Source organism: Candidatus Alcyoniella australis, from assembly GCA_030765605.1.
Taxonomy (GTDB): domain Bacteria; phylum Lernaellota; class Lernaellaia; order JAVCCG01; family Alcyoniellaceae; genus Alcyoniella; species Alcyoniella australis.
On the sequence record JAVCCG010000119.1, the window covers coordinates 20,751 to 43,899 of the forward strand.

17 protein-coding genes and 1 tRNA gene are annotated in these 23,149 nt (G+C 63.2%); 8 read left to right on the forward strand and 10 right to left on the reverse strand.

Going from position 1 to position 23,149, the window contains the following annotated elements:
* The first annotated feature begins 82 nt into the window (after positions 1-82).
* Positions 83-1,363: a hypothetical protein gene (locus tag P9M14_14505; protein ID MDP8256959.1), complete on the forward strand. Its 1,281-nt coding sequence runs from the start codon at positions 83-85 to the stop codon at positions 1,361-1,363.
* Here P9M14_14505 and P9M14_14510 read toward each other — a convergent pair.
* Genes P9M14_14510 through P9M14_14530 form a run of 5 tightly spaced genes read right to left on the reverse strand, consistent with a single transcriptional unit; the run spans position 1,360 to position 5,395 of the window.
* The gene (locus P9M14_14510) at positions 1,360-1,971 is read right to left on the reverse strand and encodes a hypothetical protein (protein MDP8256960.1); all 612 of its coding nucleotides are present in this window, start codon (positions 1,969-1,971) and stop codon (positions 1,360-1,362) included. The two genes, P9M14_14505 and P9M14_14510, sit on opposite strands and share 4 nt — an antisense overlap.
* Entirely contained in the window at positions 1,968-3,026 is a 1,059-nt protein-coding gene (locus P9M14_14515) for a hypothetical protein (GenBank protein MDP8256961.1), read from the reverse strand. The genes P9M14_14510 and P9M14_14515 overlap by 4 nt, the downstream gene beginning before the upstream one ends.
* Positions 3,027-3,045: 19 nt before the next feature.
* Positions 3,046-3,465: a thioesterase family protein gene (locus P9M14_14520; GenBank protein ID MDP8256962.1), complete on the reverse strand. Its 420-nt coding sequence runs from the start codon at positions 3,463-3,465 to the stop codon at positions 3,046-3,048.
* Entirely contained in the window at positions 3,462-4,400 is a 939-nt protein-coding gene (gene gspN / locus P9M14_14525) for a type II secretion system protein GspN (protein MDP8256963.1), read from the reverse strand. The genes P9M14_14520 and gspN overlap by 4 nt, the downstream gene beginning before the upstream one ends.
* 59 nt (positions 4,401-4,459) lie before the next feature.
* Entirely contained in the window at positions 4,460-5,395 is a 936-nt protein-coding gene (locus P9M14_14530) for a hypothetical protein (protein MDP8256964.1), read from the reverse strand.
* A gap of 141 nt (positions 5,396-5,536) precedes the next feature.
* Here P9M14_14530 and P9M14_14535 point away from each other — a divergent pair.
* Positions 5,537-5,612 (forward strand) — tRNA-His (locus tag P9M14_14535).
* 38 nt (positions 5,613-5,650) lie between these two features.
* Here the strand turns inward: P9M14_14535 and P9M14_14540 are convergent.
* Both P9M14_14540 and P9M14_14545 read right to left on the reverse strand, forming a co-directional pair.
* On the reverse strand, positions 5,651-6,529 hold the full coding sequence (locus tag P9M14_14540; protein ID MDP8256965.1) for a PHP domain-containing protein: 879 nt from the start codon (positions 6,527-6,529) through the stop codon (positions 5,651-5,653).
* Positions 6,530-6,534: 5 nt separating this feature from the next.
* Positions 6,535-7,440, reverse strand: coding sequence for a hypothetical protein (locus P9M14_14545; GenBank protein ID MDP8256966.1), 906 nt, complete (start codon positions 7,438-7,440; stop codon positions 6,535-6,537).
* A gap of 243 nt (positions 7,441-7,683) precedes the next feature.
* Here P9M14_14545 and P9M14_14550 point away from each other — a divergent pair, with 243 nt between their 5' ends.
* Positions 7,684-9,051, forward strand: coding sequence for a hypothetical protein (locus P9M14_14550; protein MDP8256967.1), 1,368 nt, complete (start codon positions 7,684-7,686; stop codon positions 9,049-9,051).
* 363 nt (positions 9,052-9,414) lie between these two features.
* Entirely contained in the window at positions 9,415-9,654 is a 240-nt protein-coding gene (locus P9M14_14555; protein ID MDP8256968.1) for a hypothetical protein, read from the forward strand.
* A 44-nt stretch (positions 9,655-9,698) separates the two neighbouring features.
* Here P9M14_14555 and P9M14_14560 read toward each other — a convergent pair whose 3' ends face one another.
* Together P9M14_14560 and P9M14_14565 are read right to left on the reverse strand one after the other, a co-directional pair.
* On the reverse strand, positions 9,699-11,159 hold the full coding sequence (locus P9M14_14560; GenBank protein ID MDP8256969.1) for a glycosyltransferase family 39 protein: 1,461 nt from the start codon (positions 11,157-11,159) through the stop codon (positions 9,699-9,701).
* A gap of 42 nt (positions 11,160-11,201) precedes the next feature.
* Positions 11,202-17,246: a radical SAM protein gene (locus tag P9M14_14565; GenBank protein MDP8256970.1), complete on the reverse strand. Its 6,045-nt coding sequence runs from the start codon at positions 17,244-17,246 to the stop codon at positions 11,202-11,204.
* 130 nt (positions 17,247-17,376) lie between these two features.
* Here P9M14_14565 and P9M14_14570 point away from each other — a divergent pair, with 130 nt between their 5' ends.
* Both P9M14_14570 and P9M14_14575 read left to right on the forward strand, forming a co-directional pair.
* A complete protein-coding gene (locus tag P9M14_14570; protein ID MDP8256971.1) occupies positions 17,377-18,342 on the forward strand; it encodes a radical SAM protein in 966 nt (321 codons plus the stop codon).
* Positions 18,343-18,362: 20 nt separating this feature from the next.
* Positions 18,363-19,397, forward strand: a complete 1,035-nt coding sequence (locus P9M14_14575; GenBank protein MDP8256972.1) for a membrane dipeptidase — start codon at positions 18,363-18,365, stop codon at positions 19,395-19,397.
* Here P9M14_14575 and P9M14_14580 read toward each other — a convergent pair whose 3' ends face one another.
* On the reverse strand, positions 19,398-21,095 hold the full coding sequence (locus tag P9M14_14580) for a glycosyltransferase family 39 protein (protein ID MDP8256973.1): 1,698 nt from the start codon (positions 21,093-21,095) through the stop codon (positions 19,398-19,400).
* Positions 21,096-21,233: 138 nt separating this feature from the next.
* On the opposite strand from P9M14_14580, the gene P9M14_14585 reads away from it, so the two are divergent.
* Positions 21,234-22,529, forward strand: coding sequence for a hypothetical protein (locus P9M14_14585; GenBank protein MDP8256974.1), 1,296 nt, complete (start codon positions 21,234-21,236; stop codon positions 22,527-22,529).
* A 16-nt stretch (positions 22,530-22,545) separates the two neighbouring features.
* Positions 22,546-23,049, forward strand: a complete 504-nt coding sequence (locus P9M14_14590; GenBank protein ID MDP8256975.1) for a hypothetical protein — start codon at positions 22,546-22,548, stop codon at positions 23,047-23,049.
* The last annotated feature ends 100 nt before the right edge of the window (positions 23,050-23,149 follow it).

The following is a 23,149-nucleotide window of genomic DNA, read 5'->3' on the forward strand; positions in this document are numbered from 1 at the left end:
TATACGCGGCAAAACGTATATTTGCAAGACCAGAGGTCTGAGGTCAAGTATTGAAGCATACTCGTACCGTTTCTATTGGACAATGCCGAGTCGCAGACAGTTCTATCCGGGCCCGGCCGTGCTATGCTTGGTCATGCGCAACAGCCTCGATTTCCTCACAAATCCGCCGCCTGGATTGGCTGCGGCGATCCAGGCCGCGCGCGAGCTGGGGCTCGAGGCGCACCTGGTTGGCGGCGCGGTGCGCGACCTGCTGCTTGGACGCGAGCCGATCGATTTCGACATCATGCTCGAGCGCGACGCTGACCAAGCGGCCCGGCGCTGCGCCGAGCTGCTCGGCGGCTCGGTGGTGGTGGTCAACCGCCGTTTTTCCACAGCGCGGGTGGTGCGCGGCAGATTGGCCCCGGTGGACCTGCTCGACCGCCAGGGCGGGTTGGACCAAGACCTCGGGCTGCGCGACTTCACGGCCAACGCCATGGCCTGGCGCCTGGCGCCGCAGCTCGACCGGCGGCCGGTCGATCCCTTTGACGGCGAGCGCGATGCTCGACAGGGACTGGTGCGCGCGGTCGGGCCGCACAGCGTTATTGATCAGCCGATCAGGGCCCTGCGCGCGTTCCGCCTGATGGCGCTGTTCGGGCCGCAGGCGCAGATCGAGCCCCAGACCGTCGAGCAGCTCCAATCGGCCGCGCCGGGTCTGCCGCAGGAGCCCGGAGAGACCGCGGGGCGCGAGCTGTTCGGCGCGTTGACGATTCCCGGTCTGGCCAAGCGGCTGGAGCTGATGCGCGACTCGGGCGTGCTTTCCGCGATCCTGCCCGAGCTGTACGACGCTGCTCCGCGCGCCGTGCTCCGGGCTCGGGCGCTGGAACGATTGACCTGCGCGGGGCTACCCGACGAGTACGCTGGGTACCTCGACCGGACGGCCCCGCTGGTGGCCCTGGCCCTGTTCGGCGCGCAGGAGAACACCGATGGTCGTCAGATGTTGCGTCGGCTGCGTCGGCCGCGGGCTCAGATCAAGTCGTTGGAGGCGTTGAGGTCCGGAGCGGCGCGCATCGGCGACGCCGATCGCTTGACGTTGCGGACCCTGGCCTTTGAGCTGGGCATCGACGCGCTGGGTGCGGCGCTGGTCGCGTCCTGCGATGCACATAATCCCCTGGACTTGCTCAGCGCCATGCTGCGCGAACTACCCATCGGCCTGGACTTGGCGCGGCATCCGCTGCTCAGCGGACACGACCTGGTCCAGCTCGGGGCCCAGCCCGGGCCTGGTCTGGGGGAGTTGTTGCAGCGGCTGGACACGGAGCGGCTTGCCGATCCGTCAATCGAGCGTAATCGTGCGTTGGAACTAGCGCGGGATTGGATTACGGCTTAGTCGGATTTACGCCGGCCCAGATAGACCTCGTCGGGAATTTCGAGCAACAGATAGGCGTTGTAATAGGTGCGCGCACGCCCCTCGCGCCGCTCCTCCCAACGTTGCCAAAAGCTTTCGGCGTCGAACTGATGCTCCTGGTCCGGGGCGAACATCGCGGAGAACACCAGCCGCTCCAGGGCCGCGCGTGCGGTGTTCAGCATCTCGCGGGGCGATTGCTCGTCCAGGCCGCGGTGCGCGAGCAGATCGTCGATCCACTGCCGGGCCGCGTCGAGACGCGCGGCATCCAAGGCGTCGGCGGAGGTCGACAGCCCTTGGGCGCGGCCCACGATCAGCGTCAGTCCCTGCGCCGGTTCGAGGCACGAGGAATTGGAGCCGAAGGTCCAGCACGGCCTGAGGCGCGGCTGCTGTTCGCGCACCATGCGCAACGGGGCGGGATCGCCGGAGTCAACGTCGCTCCACGCCGCGGGCTGAGGCTGGGGCAGCACGAACTGCGGTGTGACCAATCCGTCGTCAGGACGCGGCGGCGGCTCGACCTTGACGATCGGCGCGTTGCCCGCGCAGCAGGCGAGCAGCAACAGCAGCGCGATCAGCCAAAGCAGGCGCATCATTGGGCGAAGTAGAGCATCTCGACTAGGCACTCGCCGCGAAGTGTCTGCGGCGTGCCGCCGGATTGCTCGATGTTGATCGTGTAGCGCGCGCCAAAGCGATAGGTCGCCAGATGGTCGACCACCGCCGAGGCCAGTATGCCCTGCACGCGCGGCAGTTGGTCCAACCCGTCGAAGGATTGCAGTCGTTGCCCGAGCTCGAGTTCCACCCGCACCCGGCGGCCCTCGATTGTCGCCTCGGCCACGGTGCGCATCGGCAGGCTAAAGCCGTAGGTCGGGTCGGAAGCGAACTGCGCATCGTTCCAGCTCACCGCGGCGTCGGCCCCGCTGAATTCACGGCCGCAGACGATCATCGCGCCCTGATGCTTGCCCCCGTCGGCCGGGAGGAAGCGGAACAGGTCGACACTGATCTCGTCGGTGTGGATTCGTGCGCTGAGCCAGTTGCGCGAGAAGGAGAACAGCGGTATGTCCGACCAGGTGTGGTCGGCGTAAACCCAGCCGTTGATCGGATGCGATTTACCGCTGATCTCGATCGTCCCCGCAATCCGGCCGCGCGGCACGAACACGTTCCATTTCCAGAAGCGTCCCTTGGATAGGCCGATGGTGCCGTTGCCGACCTTGAGCGGCTGGGCCAGCGCGTCGATCTGGGCTCGCAGCCGCAACTCGTCATCGTCGACCTGCAGTGTGTAATGCGGGTGCTCGCCGCGTAGCGACACGTCCTGGAAGCGCACCAGCAGGCGGTTTTGCGCAGCCTCGATGTAATCTAGGTCAAAGCGCGAGATCTCGGTGATCGTTCCCTGGGGCGAAATGTAGGTCAGACCCAGGCTCGGGTTGCGGTCGCCCAGTCCGACGTTGGAGAGCATCAGGTTGCACAGCAGCACGCCGCCGTCATCCAGCGGGCAGATCAGGCCCCAGCTCTCGGCGTAGGTCTCGTTTCCCAGCGGATGCAGACCGATATCCGCGGCCGACAGCGGCTGTGCGTCGCCGGAAAGCGGGGAGACGATCGGCTCGGCCGCGACCGTTGCGAGCGCGGCGATCAGCACGACCGACAGGGCCAACGCGATTTGCGCCGACTTATTAAAAGCCATCGCTGAGCAGTGCCGACATCCGCTGGATGAAATCCTTGGCAAAGCGGCGCACGCGGCCCGTGCGGTCGGTGGTCGTGTGTCGGGTGTATCCCGTGGCGATCAGCTCGCCACTTGGATCGTCGACAATCTGGTAGTCCAGGCGCAGCCGCGCGCCGCTCAGCTCGGTGAGGATCGTGCGGATGCGCAGCACTTGGTCGTAGACCGCCGGTCGCAAATAGCGCACGTTGGCCTCGATCACCACCAGGTAGCGGTCGTTGTCAAAATAGTGGGTGCCCGGGAGGTCCAGGGTGCGGTACCACTCGGCGCGGCCGATCTCGAAAAAGCGCAGGTAGTTGCCGTAGTAGACAATGCCCAGGGCGTCGGTGTCGCCGAACAGTACGCGCGTCTTGAACTCGACCAGCTTGTTCATCGCGAGCGCAGTTGCTGGATGCGCGGATTGGACGGCGAGCCGCGCAGGTCCAGCCGGTAGTAGTCCTGGGAGTCCTGCTTGATGTTGAACTGGCCGGCGGCCATCTTCAGCGCCATGCCGTACTGCTGATCGAACTGCGGGCCGAGCTTGAACTTGGCGGTGTAGGCGTAGTTGCTCTTCATGAAGTCGCTGCTGTTGAGCGTCATCTTGCCCGAGAGCAAAACCTCGACCTGCTCGCCGAGCAGCGTCCCCTGGCTGATCGTCAGGTTGGGGTGCCGCAGCTCGAGCACCAGCTTGGTCGGATCGAACGCTATCGGGTCGATCTCGAAGGGCCCGACCAGCGGGATCGTCAGCTTGATCCCGGAGATCGACAGGCCGTTGAGGTCCAGATCGAGATTGCCGCCTGACTTGTCGCCGTTTGCCGGGCGCGCGTCTCGCACCAGGTGCAGCGCCACTGTGCCCGAGAGCTTGCCCGCGGCGCTGAAATCGGCCAGGCCGCCGGGGATGTAACGCGGCAGGTCCAGCCGTGCGATGTCGAGGTCTTGCAGCTCGCAATCGATGTCCGAGCTGCCGCTGCCGGCGCTGAAGCGTCCGCTGAGCTTACCGCCGTAGGCCGCCACGTCCAGGTGCAGGCTGGCGCGTCCCCACAGCAGCGGAAACGGGTTAAGCCACAATTGCAGACTGTCGAATTCGGCGAAGGTCAGCGCCTGCTTGTTGTCCCACGACAGCGCGACGCCCTCGAGCCGGACCCCGCTTAAGTTGTGGCGTTCGATGCTGCGCACCTCGGCCTTGATCTTCATGCTGTCCTGCAGCTCGACCAGCGCCCAGCGTACAGCCGCCTCGGTGGGAAATTTGATCGCCAGGGAGAGGACGAATACCGCCAGGAAGAAGAGCAGGAACCCGAGTATTCGTCCGATGCTTTTAAGCTTTATCATGCTGTGATCCGTCGCTGTTTATCGATCGCCCGACGCCGAGACCACGGGCGCTTGACGTATCAGAATTGGACCGAGATCTCGATCGAGTGGTCGAAGGTGCGCGAGCGCTCGACGTTGCCGCGGAACGTGTAACCGATGGTCCCGGTTTCCGCGTACCAACCCAGTCCGACACTGTAGAAATCGAGCTCCTGGATCTCGTCCCAGAGGTATCCGCCGCGTAGCGCCAGGCGTTGAAACATAACTCCCTCGGCTCCGGTGGCGAACATGAAGGTCTTGTCCGCGTCCGCGTCGAAATCCTTGGTAACGTCGAAGGTGATCGTGGCGTATTCCATGATGTGGCCGGCCAGCCCGACGACCACGTCGCGGTACAGCTCGGGCTGATCGTCTTTGGGCGCGGGCCCGAGGATATGATGCGAGGCCAGCCCCACGCCGATCCAGGGGGTCGGGCGCAGGATCATGCCCACGTCGCCGGTCAGGGCGTATTCGTCCTCTTTGAGCTTGACGTACTGATAATTGACGCCGAAGAAGAACGTGTCGTAGAAGTTGCCGGCCGTCGCGAGGTAGATGCGGTAGTCCTCGTTCTCCTTGAAATTATGGTTGGGAAAATCGATGCCCGTGAAGCTCACGCCCGCGGCCACCGGGTTGGTCGTGGCCGAATCGACGATCGAGAAGTGCCAGATGTCCCAGATCTCCTTGAACTCGTCCGGGCCTCCAAGGGGAGGCACGAGGAACTCGGAGCGCTGGTAGTTGGCGTCGACCCAGTACAGCTCGTGCTGGGCGATCCCTGCGGGATTGAACTGGATCGCGTTGCAATCGTCGGCAACTGCCACGAATGCAGTGCCCATGGCCAACGGCTTGACGCCGGGGAAGAACACGCGGGCGTAAGCCGGAGCGCAGGGCAGCGCCAGGTACAGCGCGGTGAGCACAGCGATCCAGGCCCAACGTTGATTGATCCGGTCGCCGAGATGTTTGGAGAGCAGCTTCATAAGCCCCATTTTTTGCCTTTAAATTTGTCCAAAGGCTACAGGATATGCTGGGAAACTGTCAATCGAGCGGCGTGCGCCCGCAGGCCCCGATGTCCGTAGATGCGAATCCCTTGACACGTTATGGGGCTTTGATTAGCCTTTGTCGGCCCAGGGGACGTAGCTCAGTTGGTAGAGCACTGGATTGTGGTTCCAGGCGTCAAGGGTTCGAGCCCCTTCGTCCCTTCCATCGACCTTCAGAGGCTCCGCACGCGCGGGGCCTTTTGTTTATTGAATCAGTCTTTGCGCCATGCGTTTCAGCGGCGCGAGCAGCGCATCGTCGTTCCCCTCGACCCCTCCCAGCTCGATTTCGGGCTTGAAACGTCTGCCGTGAAAATCAGAGCCGGCGGTGACGATCAGGTGCCGATTGTAGGCCACGTCGAGCCAATGGCGGTTGGTCTCGGAGTCGTGGTAGGTGGAAAAGGCCTCGATGCCCATCAGCCCCTCTTCGACCAGTTCGTCCACGACCTTGATCTGCGTGCGATTGGGGTGTGCCAGCACGGGCACGCCCCCGGCCTGACGCAGCCGCACGATGGCCTCGGCCGTGCCCACGCCGGGCAGGGGCACGAAGGCGGGTTTTCCCGCGGCCATATAATCCAAATAGAAATTGAGGAACGGCGAGTCCGAGCGCGCGCCGCCGGGCCGGTAGGGGGCCAGCCGCGGATCGTTATTGTTGTCCGGTTCCTCGAACATCGCCAGCAGGAAGCACGAGCCGGTGGGCGCCATGCCCTTGGCTTGAGCCTCGACCTTGTGCATCTGCACGGCGAATCCCAGCTCCTGCAGCCGCTGGAGTATCTGTCGCGCCTGACGCATCTTTTCGGCGTGGATCTGCATCAGCCAAGCGCGGAAGCTATCGGAGCGCCAGTGCATCATGTAGCCCAGCAGGTGCAGGTCGGTCTGATCGTGGGTGGTGCTAAGCTCGATGCCCGGGATGAACTCGATGCCGTATTCCGCGCTGAGCTGCTCGCCTTGCTCCAGCCCTGCTGCCGAGTCGTGGTCCGCAAAGGCGATGCTGTGCAGGCCGATCTGAGCGGCCATCTGGAAAATTCGCTGCGGAGGGTGTTCGGCGTCCGCGCTGTGGCTGGTATGGATGTGCAGATCGATCAAGCGATCTACCCCGTCAATAGTCCGCTCACCGGCCGCTTGGCGATCAACGCCTCGACCTGCGCCGGTCGCAGCAGACCCTGCTCGCAGGCTAGTCCCGAGAGCGCGTCGAGCTGGGTGCGGCCGAAGTAGATGTTGCGCACGGTCACGCCGTCCGGCGCGCCGCCCCAGACCTCGGTCGGGCTGTGCTCGACGATCTTGAACAGCGGTTCGAGCTGCGGCGCCAGGAATTTCTCCTGGGTGACAAAGGCGTAGCAGGGCATGCCCAACTGGCGGCAACGCGCGGCAATGGCGCAGGTGCCCGCCTTGTTGACCAGGGTGCTTGAGGTAACCGCGTCCGCGCCGAGAAACACTTTGTCGATGCTGTCCATCAGCGGGAACAGCCCCATGTCGGTGACGAACTCCACCTTGATGCCGCCGCTGCTTAGTTCGTGGGCCAGGGTGCGGCTCTCGAGGTTGGGCCGACCCTCGGTGATGATAGCTTGGAACGCCACTCCCGCGCGCTTGGCCCCGAGCAGAATGTCGCGCACCGTGGAGCTGTAGCTGTGGGTGGCGATGCGGTCGCCGGGCTTGACCAGCGGCAGCGCGGCCGCGATTGTGCTCTCCAGCGTGCTGCTCTGACGTTCGGTGAATCCGTGGATGAACTCGAACAGCCCCTGCTTGGCCTTGAGCCCGTTCTCCTGCGCCTGATGCATTGCCAGCAGCACGTCGTTGACCAAGTTGATCACCGGAGCCATCGAGGGCTGGCCCTGGATCAGCATCATGCCCAGCTCCAGGAAATTTTCCGGCTCGGGCTTGCTCGTCTGCTCGATCCATTGCGAGATCAAGCCCGCCGCCTTACGCGTGACCTGCGCGGCCCCGCTCACCCGGTCGCCGATCACCTCTTCGAGTAATTGCGAAAGTTGCTGTTCCACGGTTGTTTCACCACCCAGGTTGGTTATGTTCGCTACATTAAACGTAGCAGCGCCCAAAGGGCAAAGCAAGATTGCCCGAAGATTCTTGCTGCCGCCGGACCCTGATTTTTACCAGAGCCGCCGAGCCCAGTGACGCTATCGACCGGCCGTACTAAAAGATTTGCCCACGCTCTGAATTTTGGTATAATCATCTTATACGGAATATGGGGCATATAAGGACGGTCGTTACTGGCCGAGGAAATAATGAATCGTATTTATTTAATAGTCGTAGTTGCCTGCCTGCTCCTTGCTTTGGCAACAGCACCGATGGCCTCTGAGGAAAGGGGTTGGGGGTTGGACGTGGATGACGACGGCAACGTATATATGACCTGCACGGTCAACGACACCCGAGTTGTCACGGTGAAATACGATCCGAACGGTGAGATCGTTTGGGAAAGGACCTTCTCCCTTGGAGCCTTTGCCTCGGCAATTGAGATCGATCCTTACGGCGATATTGTTGTGATGGATGACGGAGCTTTCGGTTTCGTCAAGTACGATCCCGAAGGCACAGAGATCTCATCGGGAGGCTTTTATAGTATTGATCGGTTGTGGGGAGAATCCATATGTATAGATTCGGGCGGTAATATCTATGTAGCAGGCATGGCCGATGTAAATGAATACTTTACGCGCGGCGATTATCTGCTGGTTAAGTATGACGGCGACGGCAATGTTCAATGGCATCAGACAGCCAGCGGCCCCAATAAATATAACCTACCATTGGATTTATCAATTGGCGGATCCGACGGCATCTACATGACTGGAAAAGGCTGTTACGATTATCCCTGTCGCGGTCTGACGGTGAAGTTCGCTTCCGACGGAGAAGTGGTTTGGAAGGAAAGTATCCCTGATATCGATCCGTACAAAAGTTGCTTGTATTCCGTTGTAGCTGACGATGCGGGTAATGTATATGACGCCGGTGTATACATTGATATGGCGATCATTCGGAAAATAGGCGTTGATGGTACAAAGGAATGGGAGGATACAATTAGGGGAGGATACCCCACCACCTCTTTTTCAGACGTGATTGTAGATATCGATGGTGGAGTAATCATCTGTGGCGATAGCGTTGATAATTTAATTCAAGACAGGGGCGAGATTCTGGTAGCCAGATATGACGCCGAAGGTAATCAAACGTGGTTGTCCACCTATAACCAAGAGGGTGAGGATTTCTACGACGGTGCAATGCAGGTTGCCAATGACTACTTGGGGAATATATACGTATCGGCACGCACACGAAAAGGCATTGAAAGCTCAGCAGATTATGTTTTATTGAAATACAATGCCGATGGTGATTTACTATGGGCTCAAACCTATGATGAGAATGGATATGAAGACCTAATAAGAGGATTGGTGATAGATAACAGTAACTATATCTATGTGACCGGCACTTCCTGTTTGGGCAGTGATTATACCCTCTGTGACGCATTAACGATCAAATACGACAGCGACGGAAATATCGTTTGGAAGGCTCGCTACGACTACAGCGACACACACGGTGATGACGATGATGACGACGACAGCGCAGACGACGACGATGATGATGACGACGACGACTCGGGCTGCTGCGGGTGAAATAGGCAATATTAACCTAATTCACCATCCGTGGAGTAGATCCTTCGGCCAAGGGCCTTTATCGTCATGTTGAACTTTAGGATGACGAATATCTTTCGATGTCAACGATATAGTACGCATCATGTCACCCTGAACGAAGTGAAGGGTCTACGTCTGCAACACTGTATTTCATTCGCCTAGCCTGATTATTCATGAGGCTTCGTAACTCTTCGACCGGGCTCAGGACCAGATTGTGCGGAGCAGTAGAAGTCCCATGAATAATGCGGGCCGGTTTTCATCCGGGCTCGCGCGCCGTATACTCCACAAGCCTGGACTATTCATGAACAGTACAGGCAAGGCATTGGGAAGAATCCGGAGGCAACAATGGCCCTGTCATGGTTGATCGCAGCAATGGTCTTTTTGGCTGTGGAGCGCTGGGCGCGCGGCAGCCGTTTCTTTCTGGGGCTGGCGATGGTCGCCCTGGCCGGAATGCTGCTGGCGCTGTGCGGCGCAAGCTGGCCTTGGCAGCTCGGGCTGTTCCTATTGGTCGGGCCGCCGTTCGCCGGTTACCTGGGTTCGCCGCGCACCGTGTCGCTGATCCTGCCCCCCGGCCGCCGCGTCTAACACGCGCTATCTCCTGCGCACATTGGACGGCGCAGTCCTGCGCGTCACTCGTCGTCGTTTAAAATACGGTAGATATTCCAGTGGCCGATGCGGTGTTCCAGCAGGAACAGGTGTCCGTGGGCGCGGGCGCGCAGGGTGTCGGGCTTGAACCCGAGGAACGGGTCGAAGTCCAGAGTGCCGCCGAAAAACGGGTAGAGCAGGAAAGTGGCGCGCGGATCGGCGAGGCTGGTCGCAAAGGTCCGCGGGTCCATGCTGCCGGTCTGCTCGTCAAAGCTGGTCATCAGGAACGAGTCGTAGGGCAGACCCGAGCGCGTGAGGATGTATCCCTGATCGCGCACGCCGATCAGCACCGCCTGGTCCGGCTCGACGTTGGTGCGCAACCAGCCCACCAGGCTCTCGAGTTCGGCCGTGGCGCGGCAGCGTTGCTGGTCGATGCTCACGTGCCACAATCCCACGCCGCAGATAATCGCCAGGGCGGCCGCGGCCGAAGCGATTCCGCTGCGGCCGGAGCGCAAGGTGGCGATGCGCTCGATGGCCAGCCCGCCGTAGGGCAGCAGCGGGATCACCAGCAGCGCGGTGTACTTGGTCTCGTTATAGGCGAAGCTGCCGGCCAGCGTGCGCAGCTCGAATACGCAGAACAGCAGCCCGACCAGCGCCGCGGGCCACAGCGCCCGGCGCTCGATGCGCGCCAGCAGCAGCCCCAGGCCGATGGCCAGCAGCAGCGGCCCGCTGGCCGTGCTCAGCAGCACGCCGGGCCAGCCCAGCAGCCGCACGTAGAGCGAAATCCGTTGCAGGTGGTAGCCGCTGATCGAGCCCGCGGCCTTTAAAAAGAACAGCGGATCGTTGTACAGCCGCATTACGTCGACCATGTACAGCAGCGGTCCGATGGCGGCGCAGGCCCACAGCAGCGGCAAATGCCGCAGATCGCGGCGGCCGGTCATCAGCGGGGCCAGCGGCAGCAGCAGCCAGCCCTCGAAGCGCGTCATGGCGGCGATGGAGAGCAGCAGGCCCGCGCAGGCGTAGCGCCAGGCCTTGCCGCTTTGGGCCTGCCTGCCCAACACGGCCATGGCCAGGCCGGAAAGTGCGAAAAACAGGAACGGCGCGCTGTCGAGGCTGACCACCGAGAGCCGCACGTGCAGCGGATAGATCGCCAGCAGCACGATGCCCAGCACAGTGGCGTTGCGCCCCGCGCTGTAGCGTCCGAAGATCCAGAACGGCGCCAACGTCAACAGCGAGAACAGCAGGCTCAGCGCCCGCGGCGCCAGCTCCAGGTTGTTCCAGACCGACAGCGCCCCGGCCAGCAAATAGAAGTGCACCGGCGGGTAGACCTCGTCGGGCATGATCCGAGGATCGGGCAGCCACTGGTGGACCACGAACAGCGCGCGGTCAAAGGCGTTGTGGTGTTGGTCGATGCCGTTGTCCGACCCGGCAAAGGCCCACAGCCGCACCAGAACATAGAAGATGATCGCGGCCGCCAGCGCGATCTTGAAACGCTTGTCAGTCAATGCCCACAGCCAGGCGAATCGTACGCCGTAATGGGGACTTCATCAGTAGTCCAAACCGGGTTCGTTGCGCCCCGCGTCCTTGAGCACGTCGCGCTCCTCGCGGCTCAGTTCGTCGAGTCGGCGCTTGGCATCGCGGTTCATTCCAAGGTTATCACAGGCCTTGAGGCATTGGATCGGTGCGAAGTAGGGGTCGCGTTTGGACAGGTCGCGGGCCTTTACGCGGAACTCGCGAAAGCGCTCGCTGGTCCAGATCTCGCGGAAGGTGTTCTTGTGCAGGTTGCCCAGGGGCAGGTCGTCGGCCTTGCAGCAGGGGATCACGTCACCGCTGGTGAGCACGCGGGCGTAGGTCCAGCCCACGGTGCACGGCAGCTTGTCGATCACTTCCGCGTCGTAGCGGCCGCTGGTGCCGCCGGGGCTGGTGATCCGGCGGTAGAAGCTGCCGAAGCCTAAAAAGCTGACGAACTCGGCGGCCACGAAGAACCCGGTCTTGTCGATGGCGCAATGTTCGATCAGCTCGCATTCACGGCACTGCTGCTCGGGGTAGAAAAACAGCAGCGCGTTGCGCTCCGTGTTGTCCTCGCGCACCTCGAGCTGCCACTCCTTGCGCTTGCACAGCGCGTCGAAGCGCGCGATGTCGTCCAGCTCGTACTTGAAGCCCTTGGCCAGGGTGTCGCGTTTGACAAAGCGCGCGAACTCGTGCGACTCGGTGTCGCCGCCGCGCTGCTCGCGCCCCTTGCTCGGGTCGAGCTCGAGGTAATCATCGCGCAGGGTCAGCGTGCGCAGCTGCTCGGCTATCAGCTCGCGGTCCGCGTCGGAAAGCGCCAGGCTCTCGGTGCGGCCGGGCACGATGTCGATCGGCGTAAACTCGATGAACTCGGCCAGCGAATCCACGGCAAAGTCGACCATATTGCCGATGTCGTGGGCGTTGAGCGTGCTGATTACGTTGTAGAGCTTGACCTGCGGCCGCGTCTTGCCTTGGCGCAATTTCTCCAGGTGCATCTCGCGCAAGGTGCTGCGCAGCTTGTCAAAAGTGTTCTTGGGCAGCTTGGGGTGGGTCGTGCGATAGACCTCGGGGCTGCCCGCCCAGACGCTGACCGTGATGTTGTCCACGCCCAGCTCCACAAGCTGTTTGGCGCGGCGTTTGTTGACCAGGGTGAAGTTGGTGATCAGCGTCACCGCCAGTCCAAGCTGCTTGGCCCGCGCGATGATATCCATGATTCGCGGGTGCATAAATGGTTCGCCCGCGCCGGTGAGCTGCACCATGCGCGTGCCCATGGTCGCCGCCTCGACCAGCAGTTTTTCCACCGCCGCGTAGGGCAGGTTCAGCTTGCGCTTGGCCGGCGAGATTTTGTCCGGTCCGAGCATGTCCGAGTGCACCCAGCAGCCCACGCAGTTGGAGTTGCAGTTGCACGTCAGGTCGATTTCCAAGATCTCCGGGCCGGTGAACACGTGGCCGGGCTCGCTGAGTACGCCCTGCAAATCGCGGTTGTCGCGCAGGAAGCCCTTGCGCTGGGCCGGGTCCGTGGCGTCGATGCCCGGGCCGCGATCGGCCGTGGGCTCTTTGGGCTGTTCGCGCTGCTGCGCGGGTTCGGCTGCGGGCTCCACCTCGCGCAAAGACTTGGGCTGGATATCGCTCTTGGTTTCGCGCGCGGGCTCCGGCTCGGGTTGATCGAGCGCCTCGGGCGGCGCGGTTTGGCCCGAGCCGTCGTCAAAGCTTTGCAGCGCGTTGATCTGGGTCAGCATTTGGGTCATCGCATCGGCGACGTTGATTGAGCCGTCGGCCAGCCGGTCGGCCAGGTCGTACTGTTTGCCCTCGGCCAGGTTGGTCTCGCGCACCTCAATGCCCTTTTCGCGGCAGAGCTTGAGCAGCGCGCGGATGCGGCGGTTGCGCTCGTCAATGGTGTTGCCGTGTTCGCCGACCCACAGGTAGTGGTAGTCGTGGTCGGGCAATGTGATGCCGAAGCGCTTGGGATTGCGGTGCAGGTCGGTGCCGGTGATCACGTGCAGGCTGTTGATCGATTTGATCTGGTCGATCCACTCCGCGTTGTCGCTTACGAATTGCAGGGTCTTACCGAACTCCTCGCGGGTCTCGCCGGGGAAGCCGATGATACTGAACAGGCAGGTTTTAATCCCGGCCTCGTGGGTGTCGTGGATCACGCGTTGCGCCTCGGCGACTTTAAAGAAGCGCAGCTTATTCATCTTTTTGAGCACGACCTCTGAGGCGCACTCGAGCCCGAGTTGCAGCTCGATGCACCCGGCGCGCGCCATCTTGTCCAGCAGTCGGCGGCTGATGCCGGCCAGCGGAATGCCCTCTCCGCGCCACGCGAAGCGCAGCCCGGAGTCGATGATCAATTCGCACAGCCGCTCGAGGTTCGGCAGGTCGCCGTTGATCAGCGGGTCGCAGACCGTGTAGTCGTGGATGCCGATCACCTCGACGTGGTGCCGCATCTCCTCGAATATCTGCTCGGCCGAGCGAGCGCGGTACGCTCCGGCGAGGTGGCGGCCCTTGCAGAACGTGCAGGCGCCGATGCAGCCGCGGCTCCACTCGACGATCAGGCTTTGGGCCGGGTAGTCGTCGAAGTCGAACTCCTCGTAACGCGGCCAGGGCACCTTGTCGAGGGAGGCGATCAGCTCCCGCGGTTCGTAACGTTCGTTGCCCGCGGCATCCCAGGTCAACACGCCGGGCACGTCGTCGAACGCGCTCCCCTCGCGTACGCGCCCCATCACCTCGAGTAACGCCGACTCGCCCTCGCCGACGATCATCCCGTCGATCAGATCGCCGATGTTGTCAATAAAGATTTGGCGGTATTCGGGGGTGAAGGTCGCGGGCCCGCCCAGGACGATCTTGGCGGTCTTGTTCATCGCGCGGAAGCGGCGGATGAACTCGATGGTCATCCGTTCTTTGGGGTCGACCACGGAGAAGCCGACCAACGGCGGGTCGGTGAGCAGCAGTTTTTCCACGCACTGGTCGATCATTCCGTTGAACAGGTGGACCAGCACCTTGAAGGTGTGTTCGTTGGACCAGTAGTTCTTGTTCTCAACGTGCCACAGCAGCTTGGTCTGCTCGTGCGCCGCGTTGTACATCTCGTTGTTGAAGTCGAAGACCTCGGCCCACGAGCCGTGGGCGCGCACGTAGTTCGAGAGGTAGGCCAGGCCTACCGGCGGATTGTCAAAACCCCAGGGCGGTGTGGTGACCAGCACAACTTCGGCCGGCGGGCTGGTCTTGCTGCGCAGCCTGCGCCGGATGTCGTGCTCGTATTGACGCAGTGGGTGCTGCGCTCCGACCACGGCATGCGAATTGAACTCAATCTCGAGCCCTTCGATGAACAGCGCCAGCTCGACGGTTTTCTTGTCGCGCCAGGAGGCGTTGTTGTAGCCGCGGTAGCTCCAAGAGCGATAGCGGTCGCGATCGAACAGTTGCACCTCGAACTGCGCCGGGGAGCGTTCGAGCTGGCTCTCGGGCGGCACGAAGCACGGGCCGAGGCGGTCCACGGCGTCGATGTACTTTGCGTTTTGGCTCAGGCCGCGGGCGGTGTCGATGAAGCTGACCTCGGTCTCGCCGGGGAAGCCGACGATCAGGCTGACCTGGGTGCGGATCCCCGCGGCGTGGGCGTGGCGTAGGTTCCGCGCCGCGCACTGCGCGTCGTACTCCTTGTTCATCAGCGTCAGGATCTCGTTGGAGAACGACTCGACGCCGAAGTGCAGCGAGATGCAGCCGCCGGCCGCCAGCGCGGCGAAGTATTCGGCGTCCATGTCCGGCCGCGGTGTAACATTTGCGCGCCAGCGCAACGGCTCGCCCGACTCGGCGATCAGCCGCGCCAACTCGCGCAGCAGGCCCGGGTCGGCGTTGGCGATCAGGTCGCCGATCCAAAATTCGTTGCGCCGCAGCCGCCGCCGGTTGGCAAGCATCTCGTCGAACACCGGTCGCGCCGAACGCGGTCTAAACGGACCCTCCATCGGCTGCTCGGCGCAGAACGCGCAACGGAACGAGCAGCCGCGCCCCAGGCGCACGGGTAGCGAGGGCGAGGTATAGAGGTTGAGCGCGAAGCAGGAGAACGTCGGCGCAGGCAACAGGTCCAACGGCCGAAGCGGCTCGCGCGGCCAGAACTTGCCGTCGTCTTTTCCGCGTAGTGCGCCGCGGATGTTGCGCCCGTCCAGCTCGTCGGCCAGCGACACCAGCTCGTGTACGGTCTTCTCCGGGTCGCCGAGCACGAAGTAGTCCACGCCGCGCTCGAATGCCGTGCGTTCGGCCTCGGAGATCGCGGCCGGTCCACCGACGATGATCAGCGGACGGCACTCCAGCTCGTCCAACCCGCGCACCAGCTTGGCTGCCAAAAGCCGGTTGGGCTGGGTGGCGTGCACGTAGACAGCGCGCGGGGCCAGCGCTTTAAGGCGCGCCAGGGCACCGGGCAGGTCGATCTTGATTCGTTTGGCCAGATTGTCCAGGCCCTCGGGCCGTCCGCTGTCGCGCCAGATTTCAGCGGGCCAGTCGGCCTGACCGTCTTGAGCGAAGCGCGAGAAGGTCTCGATGTTCAGGTCGAGCAGTCGCACCGAGAGGTTGCGCGCGCGCAGGTACTCGTCCAGCGCGGCCATGTCCCAATCGGGCATGCCTGCGGCCAACGGCGGCGGTAGGATCAGCGCCAGGTCGAGCCCGCTGTGCGCGGCAAAGCTGCTCTCGCCCTCGAAGCTCACGTTGCTCTGTCTGACCTCCAGGTGCAGCTCCTCGGCAAGCTTCAGCGCGCGCAGTTGGCGCTCGCGGCGCGAGGCCGGGGTGTTGCCGTCGCGTCCGATCCAGTCGACCTCGAACCAACGCGCATCGGACGTGGGAACGATGCCGTACTCGTCCGGCCGCTGGGCCAGGATCGAGCCGGGCAATACGTTGCAGGTGTTTAGCACTGAAATGGCGTCGATTAAAGTCTTACCGCGCTCGATCAGCTCGAGGGTCTGATCAAAATCCTGCTCGGTCTCGCCGGGGAAGCCGATGACGATGTTGATCCAGAGCCTGATCCCGGCGTCCTTAACGCGCTGCATCTGGGCCAGGGCCTGCTCGGATTTAAACCCTTTGTTCATCAGCCCCAGCACGCGGTCCGAGCCGCTTTCGATCCCCAGGCTCAGAGTGTGACAGCCCGCTTGGCGCAGCAAGGTCAGCGCATCGTGGTCAAGCAGGTCGGAGACCCAGGCATTGCCGTTGAAGCGGATCTTTTGGCCCGACTCGACGATCAGCCCACAGAGCTTGAGCATTTGGGGCAGATTGCTGTTGATCGCCAGGTCGTTGAGCATGTAATCGTGGCATCCGTAGCGCTCGATGTGTGCGCTGAGTTCCTCGAACAGCGAGCGGCCCGAGCGGCGGCGCAACGGTCCCATCAGCACTCGGTCGTTGCAAAGTGTGCAGCCGCGCGGACAGCCGCGGCTGGCGATCAAGGGCAGGTTGGGCGTGGCGTACTTGTCCAGCTCGAACTCCTCGAACGTGGGCCAGCCCAGCTGGTCGAGATCCTCGGAGTATGGCCGGGTTTTGAGCGGGCCGAGCACGCCGCCGGAGACTGTCAGCAGGCCGGGAATGCCTGCCGGGCGATTGCCCTCCCGGCGCGCCTGGATCAGCTCCAGGGCGGTCAGTTCGCCGTCGCCCACCACCATCAGATCGACGTTCTCCGGGGTGAAGCGTTCGCGCTGCACGGCTGTGCCCGTGGCTGTGCCGCCCACCAGCAGGGTTAGGCCGGGCAACCTGCGTCGCAAATGGGCCAGCAGTCGGTCGGCGAACGCCAGGCTGTCGCTGCTCACCGACAGGCCGACCAGTTGCGCGCCCGAGGACTCGATGCGCTTCAGCGCGCGCTCGACCTGGGGCGACATCAGCTCCCAGGTTTGCTCCAGCCGCGAGTCGTAGACCCACTCGTCCTTGTGGTCCATGCTCCACAGTTCGGGCCGCCCCGCAGCGCAATAGCAGTCGATGTTGAGGTCGATCACCAGGGTCGTAACGCCGCGTCGGCGCAGGAAGCTCGAGACCTGCGCCAGGCCCAACGGCGGGCCCTCGGGCCCCCAGGGCGGGACCTGAATCAATACGATGTCGATCGGTTGCAGCTGCGATACCATAACTGATCTAAATTACGGTAAGCATTGCCCGTGTACAAGCATCGAACATACCAACCCCGCGCGGCTCAAGGGCTGGGAGCTAATAAAGAATCTGCTAAGATGCGTTCGATTCGCAGCAGGAGGACCGCTGATGCAACGCAAATCGGAAGTGATCTTCGGTCCGGTCCCCTCGCGCAGGTTGGGAATGAGCCTAGGCGTTGATGTGGTGCCGTGGAAGGTCTGTTCCTACGATTGCGTGTACTGCGAGGTCGGCCGCACCACCGAGCACACGCGACAGCGGGCCGAGTATGCGCCGTTGGCAACGATCGAGGCCGAGCTGCGTAAATATTTCAGCGATCCGGCGGCGGGCAAGGGACTGGATTATGTGACCTTCTCCGGCTCGGGCGAGCCCACGTTGAACTCGGGGATCGGTCGGCTGATTCGGCTGGTCAAGCAGCTGTGCGATGTTCCGGTGGCCGTGCTGACCAACGGATCGCTGCTCGACGAACAGTCTGTGCGCGACGAGCTGTTTGCCGCCGACCTGGTGGTGCCCAGCCTGGACGCGGTCTCCCAAGAGGTGTTCCAGCGCGTCAATCGTCCGGCCCCCGGGATCGACGCGCAGCGCGTGGTTCAGGGCATTGAGCTGTTCACCCACAGCTTCGCGGGCGAGGTCTGGCTCGAGATTCTATTCGTCAAGGGCATCAACGACAGCAGTGACGAGGTCGAACGCCTGGCGCAGGCTGCCGCGGCCATCGCGCCGTTCAAGATTCAGCTGACCACTGTGGTGCGTCCGCCGGGATTCGGCAGCGCCGCTGCGGTTGACAGCGATTGGTTGCGTTCGATCAGCGCGCGCTTTGCGGGCAACGTCGAGGTGGTGGCTGATTTCAGCCGCGCCGCGCATCCGGCCTATAGCGAGGATCGCGCCGAGCAAATCATCAAAATGCTGCGCATTCGGCCGGTGACAATCGACGATCTGTGCGCATCCCTGGGCCTGCATCCAAACGAGGTGCGCAAGTATCTCGACGAGCTCCAACGCACTCACGGCGTGGAGAGCAACGAGTTCGAGGGGCGGCTGTACTACACCATTGATAAACGCAAACACGACGAGCACGGCTGAGTCGCAACGGGGGGATCGGCATGATATTCGGCGGACGCGAGCGGATCGAGGTCTCGGATCGGGCGGCGCAGATTCATGCGCGGGCGCTGGTGGCGGACCTGCACGTGGACAGCGGCGTGGTGCACAACCTGGTGGGCTACGACATCACCAAGCGCCATAGTCCGTTTCCGTACTCGCCTCTGGTCTGGCAGGCCGACATCCCGCGGATGATCGAGGGCGGAGTCAATTGCGTGGGGTTCGGCATTGTGACCAATCCGCTGCAATCGGCTGCAAAGCGAAACCGCTCGGCGCTGAATCAGGTCGATTATTTTCACCGAATCCAGGAGCGGACCGACAAGCTGATGATCGCGCGCACGGCCGCCGACGTGGAGCAGGCCCGCGCCCAGGGCCGAATCGCCGCGGTGCTCGGCCTGGAGGGGGCCCACGGGTTGCATCACGGAGTGGAGGACCTCGAGCGGCTTCACGGTCTGGGACTGCGCTACCTGACCCTGGCGCACTTCTCGAAAAACGCCGCGGCCACACCGGCCTACGGCAAGGGGGCGGACAAGGACTCGGGCCTGAGCGATTACGGCTGCGAGTTGGTCAAAGCCTGCGGCCGCATCGGTGTGATGATCGACCTGGCGCACATCAACAAAGCGGGGTTTATGCAGGCCGCACAGTTGGCCCAGGGGCCGATTTTCGCCAGCCACACCGGGGTCTGCGGCGTGATGCCGCACTGGCGCAACCTTGACGACGATCAGCTCGGAGCCATCGCCCAAAGCCACGGCTGCGTGGGCGTGATCTTCGGCTGCCACTTCCTTTCGCCCAATATCCGCTGCGACCTGGATCGCGTGGCCGACCACATCTGTTACATCGCCGAGCACTTCGGCGCGCAGACGCCGGCCATCGGCTCGGACATCGACGGCTTTCTCTGGACATTGCCGCGCGGCATGCACGACATCTCGCAGATGCCCGCGCTCACCGAACTGCTTTGCCGCCGTGGGTTCAGCGACGAGGAACTGTTGGGGATTCTGGGCGGCAATTTCCTGCGCACCATGGCGCAGCTCGACGGCTGATTATTCCGGGGGCAGGCGCGGGTTGAGCGGCTCGGCCGGGGGGCCGTAGGCAGTCCGGCGGCTGACCACCACGTGCTTGGGATCGAGCACTCCCAGCCCGTCGTAGGCTGGCTCGTCGCTGACCGACTCGATCTCGAAGTAGCGCTGGTTGGCCGGTCCCCAAGAGACCACGTACTGCACGTCCATCGCCAGGAACAGGCCCTTGACGTACCAGGCGTCCTCCTCGCGGGCGCGTTTGAGATCGGGATGCTCGAGGCTCGGCAGGTAGTTGTGAAGCCCGCAATAGCCGTAGCCCGCGTCGATCTGCATCGGGTCCACGCCGCGGCGCTCGAGCACAGCGGCTTGATCCCACAGCGCCTCGTGCATTCGCAGATACTGAGTCGAGCGAATTCCGCCGATCACCAGCAGCGGGATCAGCAACAGCCAGCCCGGGGAGAATATCGACAGCCGACGTCGCGAGCCGATCAGTACGATTGCAATCAACAGCGCCGTGGGTCCGATGAAGTAGCGGTCGAAGAACTGGGCCAGTGGGTAGAGCACGGCCAGCTGTCCGACGAGCACCAACAGCAGCATGCCCACCGGCGACTTGTAATCGACGATCGCCTTGGCCAGCCGGGACGCCAGCATCGCGGCGAGCAGCGCACCGCCGATCAGCGCGAGCTGCGTGGCGTGGGCAAAGCCCCAGGGCCACTCCAGCGGCGGCAGCTCGGTAAGCATCGAGGGCAGATAGGGCCAGACGGTTTCGATTTTTTCCAGTACGTAGCGGCCACTCTCAATCACGTCCAGCTCGATACGCAGCAGCCACCAGGCGGTAAACGCGGCCAGGCCCACGATCACGCTACGCCACAGCCACGGAGTCTTCCGTTCGAGCCGCGGGCCCAGGGCCAGGCCGACGATCAGCGGCAGCAGCACGATCCCGGTGTGCATCAGCAGCAGCGCGCTGCGCGGGGCTAGGTCGCGGATGATCGGCGCGCGTTGGGCCAGGCGCTGTTGCACCTGCAGCCACTTGGCGTCGAGGGTGGTGTGCACCGGGTGGAACCACTCGTAGCCCAGACGGAACACGGCGTAGCTGGTCAGCGGCAGCACGACCAACATCGCCAGGTGCGGCCAGGGCAGGGCCAGCCTCCGGCGGTTGGCCAGGAACCAGGGCAGGGCCAGCGGCGCGATCAGCAGCCCGTGCAGCTTGTTCCAAATCGACAGCGCGGCGATCACCGCACCCCACACCAACGCCTTGCGCGAACCGCTGGTCCCGGCTCGCACCAACAGCGCGCAGCTCCAGCACAGCATCGCCAGGTAGACCATGTCCGACTGAAATGTGAATCCGGTCACCAGCAGCACCGGGCTGGCACTGAGCACCAGCGCCGCGATGAACGCCTCATCCCCGCGACGGCCCGACCAGCGCACCATCGAGTAAAGTCCCACAGCCGCCAAATAGGTCGCGGCCACGTTGGACAGCCGCAGCACCCAGGGCTCGAAGCCGAACACCAGGCAGAACAGGGCGCCCCACAGCGTGTGGATCACAGCGGCGGCCGAGTTGAACGGATCGAAGTAGAGTCTGCCGTGGAACAGCAGTTGCTGCACGGGCAGGGCGAAGTTCCACGAATCGTCGACCAGCGTGCGCGCGTCGGTGGGCAGGATCAGCGCTAGCGCAGCCCAGACCGCGCTGAGCACGACCAGCCAGGGCTCCGAGGCCAGCAAGCGCCCAATGCGCCTTGGGAATATCGGCTGTTCGCCGGTTGGAGGATCGGCCGTCATGGGCCAAGGGTATTGGCCGCGGCCAAGACCTGTCAATCGCGGCGTTGACAGCGGCGGGCGGCTCAGCGTAAATGACCCTCAATGAAAGCGTGCAGGATCATCGCGGCCCTGACACTGGCTCTGGCGGCGTTCGCCCTGTGGCCAGTTGCGAGCTATGCCCCGGGCGTACCGGGTCAGTATCAAGCCCGGACCTTCACGCAGGACCCGGCGCTGCTCGCGCGGCTGAGCCAGCTATGGTTGATCGGCGATAATCGGCTGGTGGCGCTGACACAATCCGAACGAGCCGAGGGACTTTGGGAGCGCACGGTCTACTACGTGCCGCCCGACGGCTTCGACCTCGCCGCGTTCGAGGTCGACCCGTCCCGCCGCCTGGCCGCATTGTGCATCGTGCGCCAAGACCCGTACTCCCCGCGCCTGGGCCCGGTGCTGATCAGGGTGTTGCGGCTGAACCTCGAGACGCGCGCGGAGAGCTTGCTCTACGAGGCGTCGGGCAGCTACACCAGCGGCGTGGCGATCGTCAGCAAGATGCAGATCTCATCGCGCGGCGCCCTGGCGATCCAGACCGAGCTGCGCAGCCAGCAGCGCTGCCTGGTCTATTTGCCGGACGGACGCGAGGCGTTCGGCGGCGACCAAGATTGGGTCGAGCGCTGCGCCGGATTCTCGGTCGACGGACGCTACGCCTTGGGCCTGATCGACGGCGGAGCGCAGGGTCGCGCGAGCTACGTGCGGCGGGCCGATATCAACGACGGCGCGGTGCAGACCTTCACCTTCCCCGGCGCGCAGCGCGTGGAGTATCTGCCGCGCTGGGGCGTGGCCGTGACCGCTCGTTCGGATTTGCAGAACAAGCGCTTTACGGTGGTGCGCCTGCCGGAAAATGAGCAACTGGCGCAGGCCGACGTGCAGGGCTTTGCCGCACTGCTCGATGACCGTAACTGGCGGCTGCCGTACTATGCGCTGACCGACGAGCGTCTGCTCAGCTGGAAAAAGGACGGCGACCTGGGATTGGCCGGAACGGGCTCCGCGATTCAACTGCTGGCCGCGCATCCGACTAAAAACGGCTACGTCTATCTGCGGCGCGATACGCGCGAGGTGTTTGGTTTCAGTCGCGGCGAGCAAGGCAACGAGTCGTTGCGGCTGTTCGATCTGGACGGCGATAATCCGTATTCGCGCGGTGACCCGACGCTGTTGATCGAGCGCGCCGTGCCAACTTTCTGGGACGAGTTCGGCGCGCTGCAGTTGATCGGCAGAAATTCCAACCGGATGTTCCTGATCGACTTCGCCGCCGGAACCTATTACGAAATCATTGCACCGCTGCCAAAGCGCAACGACGCACCCTGGTATCGGCTCGATCGCGAGGCCGTGGTATTCTTACGCTGATTCACGGGAGGTAGACATGAGGTGGTTGGCATTGCTCACGGCGCTGTGCCTGGTTGCGTTCATGATGTACGCCTGCGAGGCCGAGAAGTCGGACGATGACGACGACTCGCGCGGCGGCGACGATGACGACGGCGACGATGACGACGACACGGACGACGACGATCAGGATGATGACGACGACACGGTGCCCGGTGCTCCGACCCTTGACGAACTAGAGTGTCCCGAGCAGGTCTACATCGGCTCGAACTTCGTGATTCAGGCCCCGTGGACCGACGACGAGGGCGACGTGGCCACGGTCTTTTTTAATGAATATTTCGGCGAGGACGTCGAAGGGGACCAGACCGACGCGGACGACGCCAACATCAAGGCGGGTCGCACCTTCGGCAATATGGTGCTGCAACGCGAAGAGGCGTTGTTCCCCGAGGAGGGCCCGCACACGATCGAGGTCTGGCTCGAGGACGAGCTGGCGCACACCAGCGAACACATGTGGTGCGACATCGTATTTGAGTCCCAGGATTGAATCGATGTCGAATCCGGGCGCTGTAGCCCGAGTGCAGCTTGATTTAATCCAGGGCAATCCTCTATAAGGGAATGAACATACCGCAATCACTTTGGGGGGC

Coding starts and splice junctions, on each gene's coding strand:
- P9M14_14505 (MDP8256959.1), top strand. CDS start 83: ATGCCGAGTCGCAGACAGTTCTATCCGGGCCCGGCCGTGCTATGCTTG.
- P9M14_14510 (MDP8256960.1), bottom strand. CDS start 1,971: ATGATGCGCCTGCTTTGGCTGATCGCGCTGCTGTTGCTGCTCGCCTGC.
- P9M14_14520 (MDP8256962.1), bottom strand. CDS start 3,465: ATGAACAAGCTGGTCGAGTTCAAGACGCGCGTACTGTTCGGCGACACC.
- gspN (MDP8256963.1), bottom strand. CDS start 4,400: ATGATAAAGCTTAAAAGCATCGGACGAATACTCGGGTTCCTGCTCTTC.
- P9M14_14530 (MDP8256964.1), bottom strand. CDS start 5,395: ATGGGGCTTATGAAGCTGCTCTCCAAACATCTCGGCGACCGGATCAAT.
- P9M14_14550 (MDP8256967.1), top strand. CDS start 7,684: ATGAATCGTATTTATTTAATAGTCGTAGTTGCCTGCCTGCTCCTTGCT.
- P9M14_14555 (MDP8256968.1), top strand. CDS start 9,415: ATGGCCCTGTCATGGTTGATCGCAGCAATGGTCTTTTTGGCTGTGGAG.
- P9M14_14565 (MDP8256970.1), bottom strand. CDS start 17,246: ATGGTATCGCAGCTGCAACCGATCGACATCGTATTGATTCAGGTCCCG.
- P9M14_14570 (MDP8256971.1), top strand. CDS start 17,377: ATGCAACGCAAATCGGAAGTGATCTTCGGTCCGGTCCCCTCGCGCAGG.
- P9M14_14575 (MDP8256972.1), top strand. CDS start 18,363: ATGATATTCGGCGGACGCGAGCGGATCGAGGTCTCGGATCGGGCGGCG.
- P9M14_14585 (MDP8256974.1), top strand. CDS start 21,234: ATGAAAGCGTGCAGGATCATCGCGGCCCTGACACTGGCTCTGGCGGCG.
- P9M14_14590 (MDP8256975.1), top strand. CDS start 22,546: ATGAGGTGGTTGGCATTGCTCACGGCGCTGTGCCTGGTTGCGTTCATG.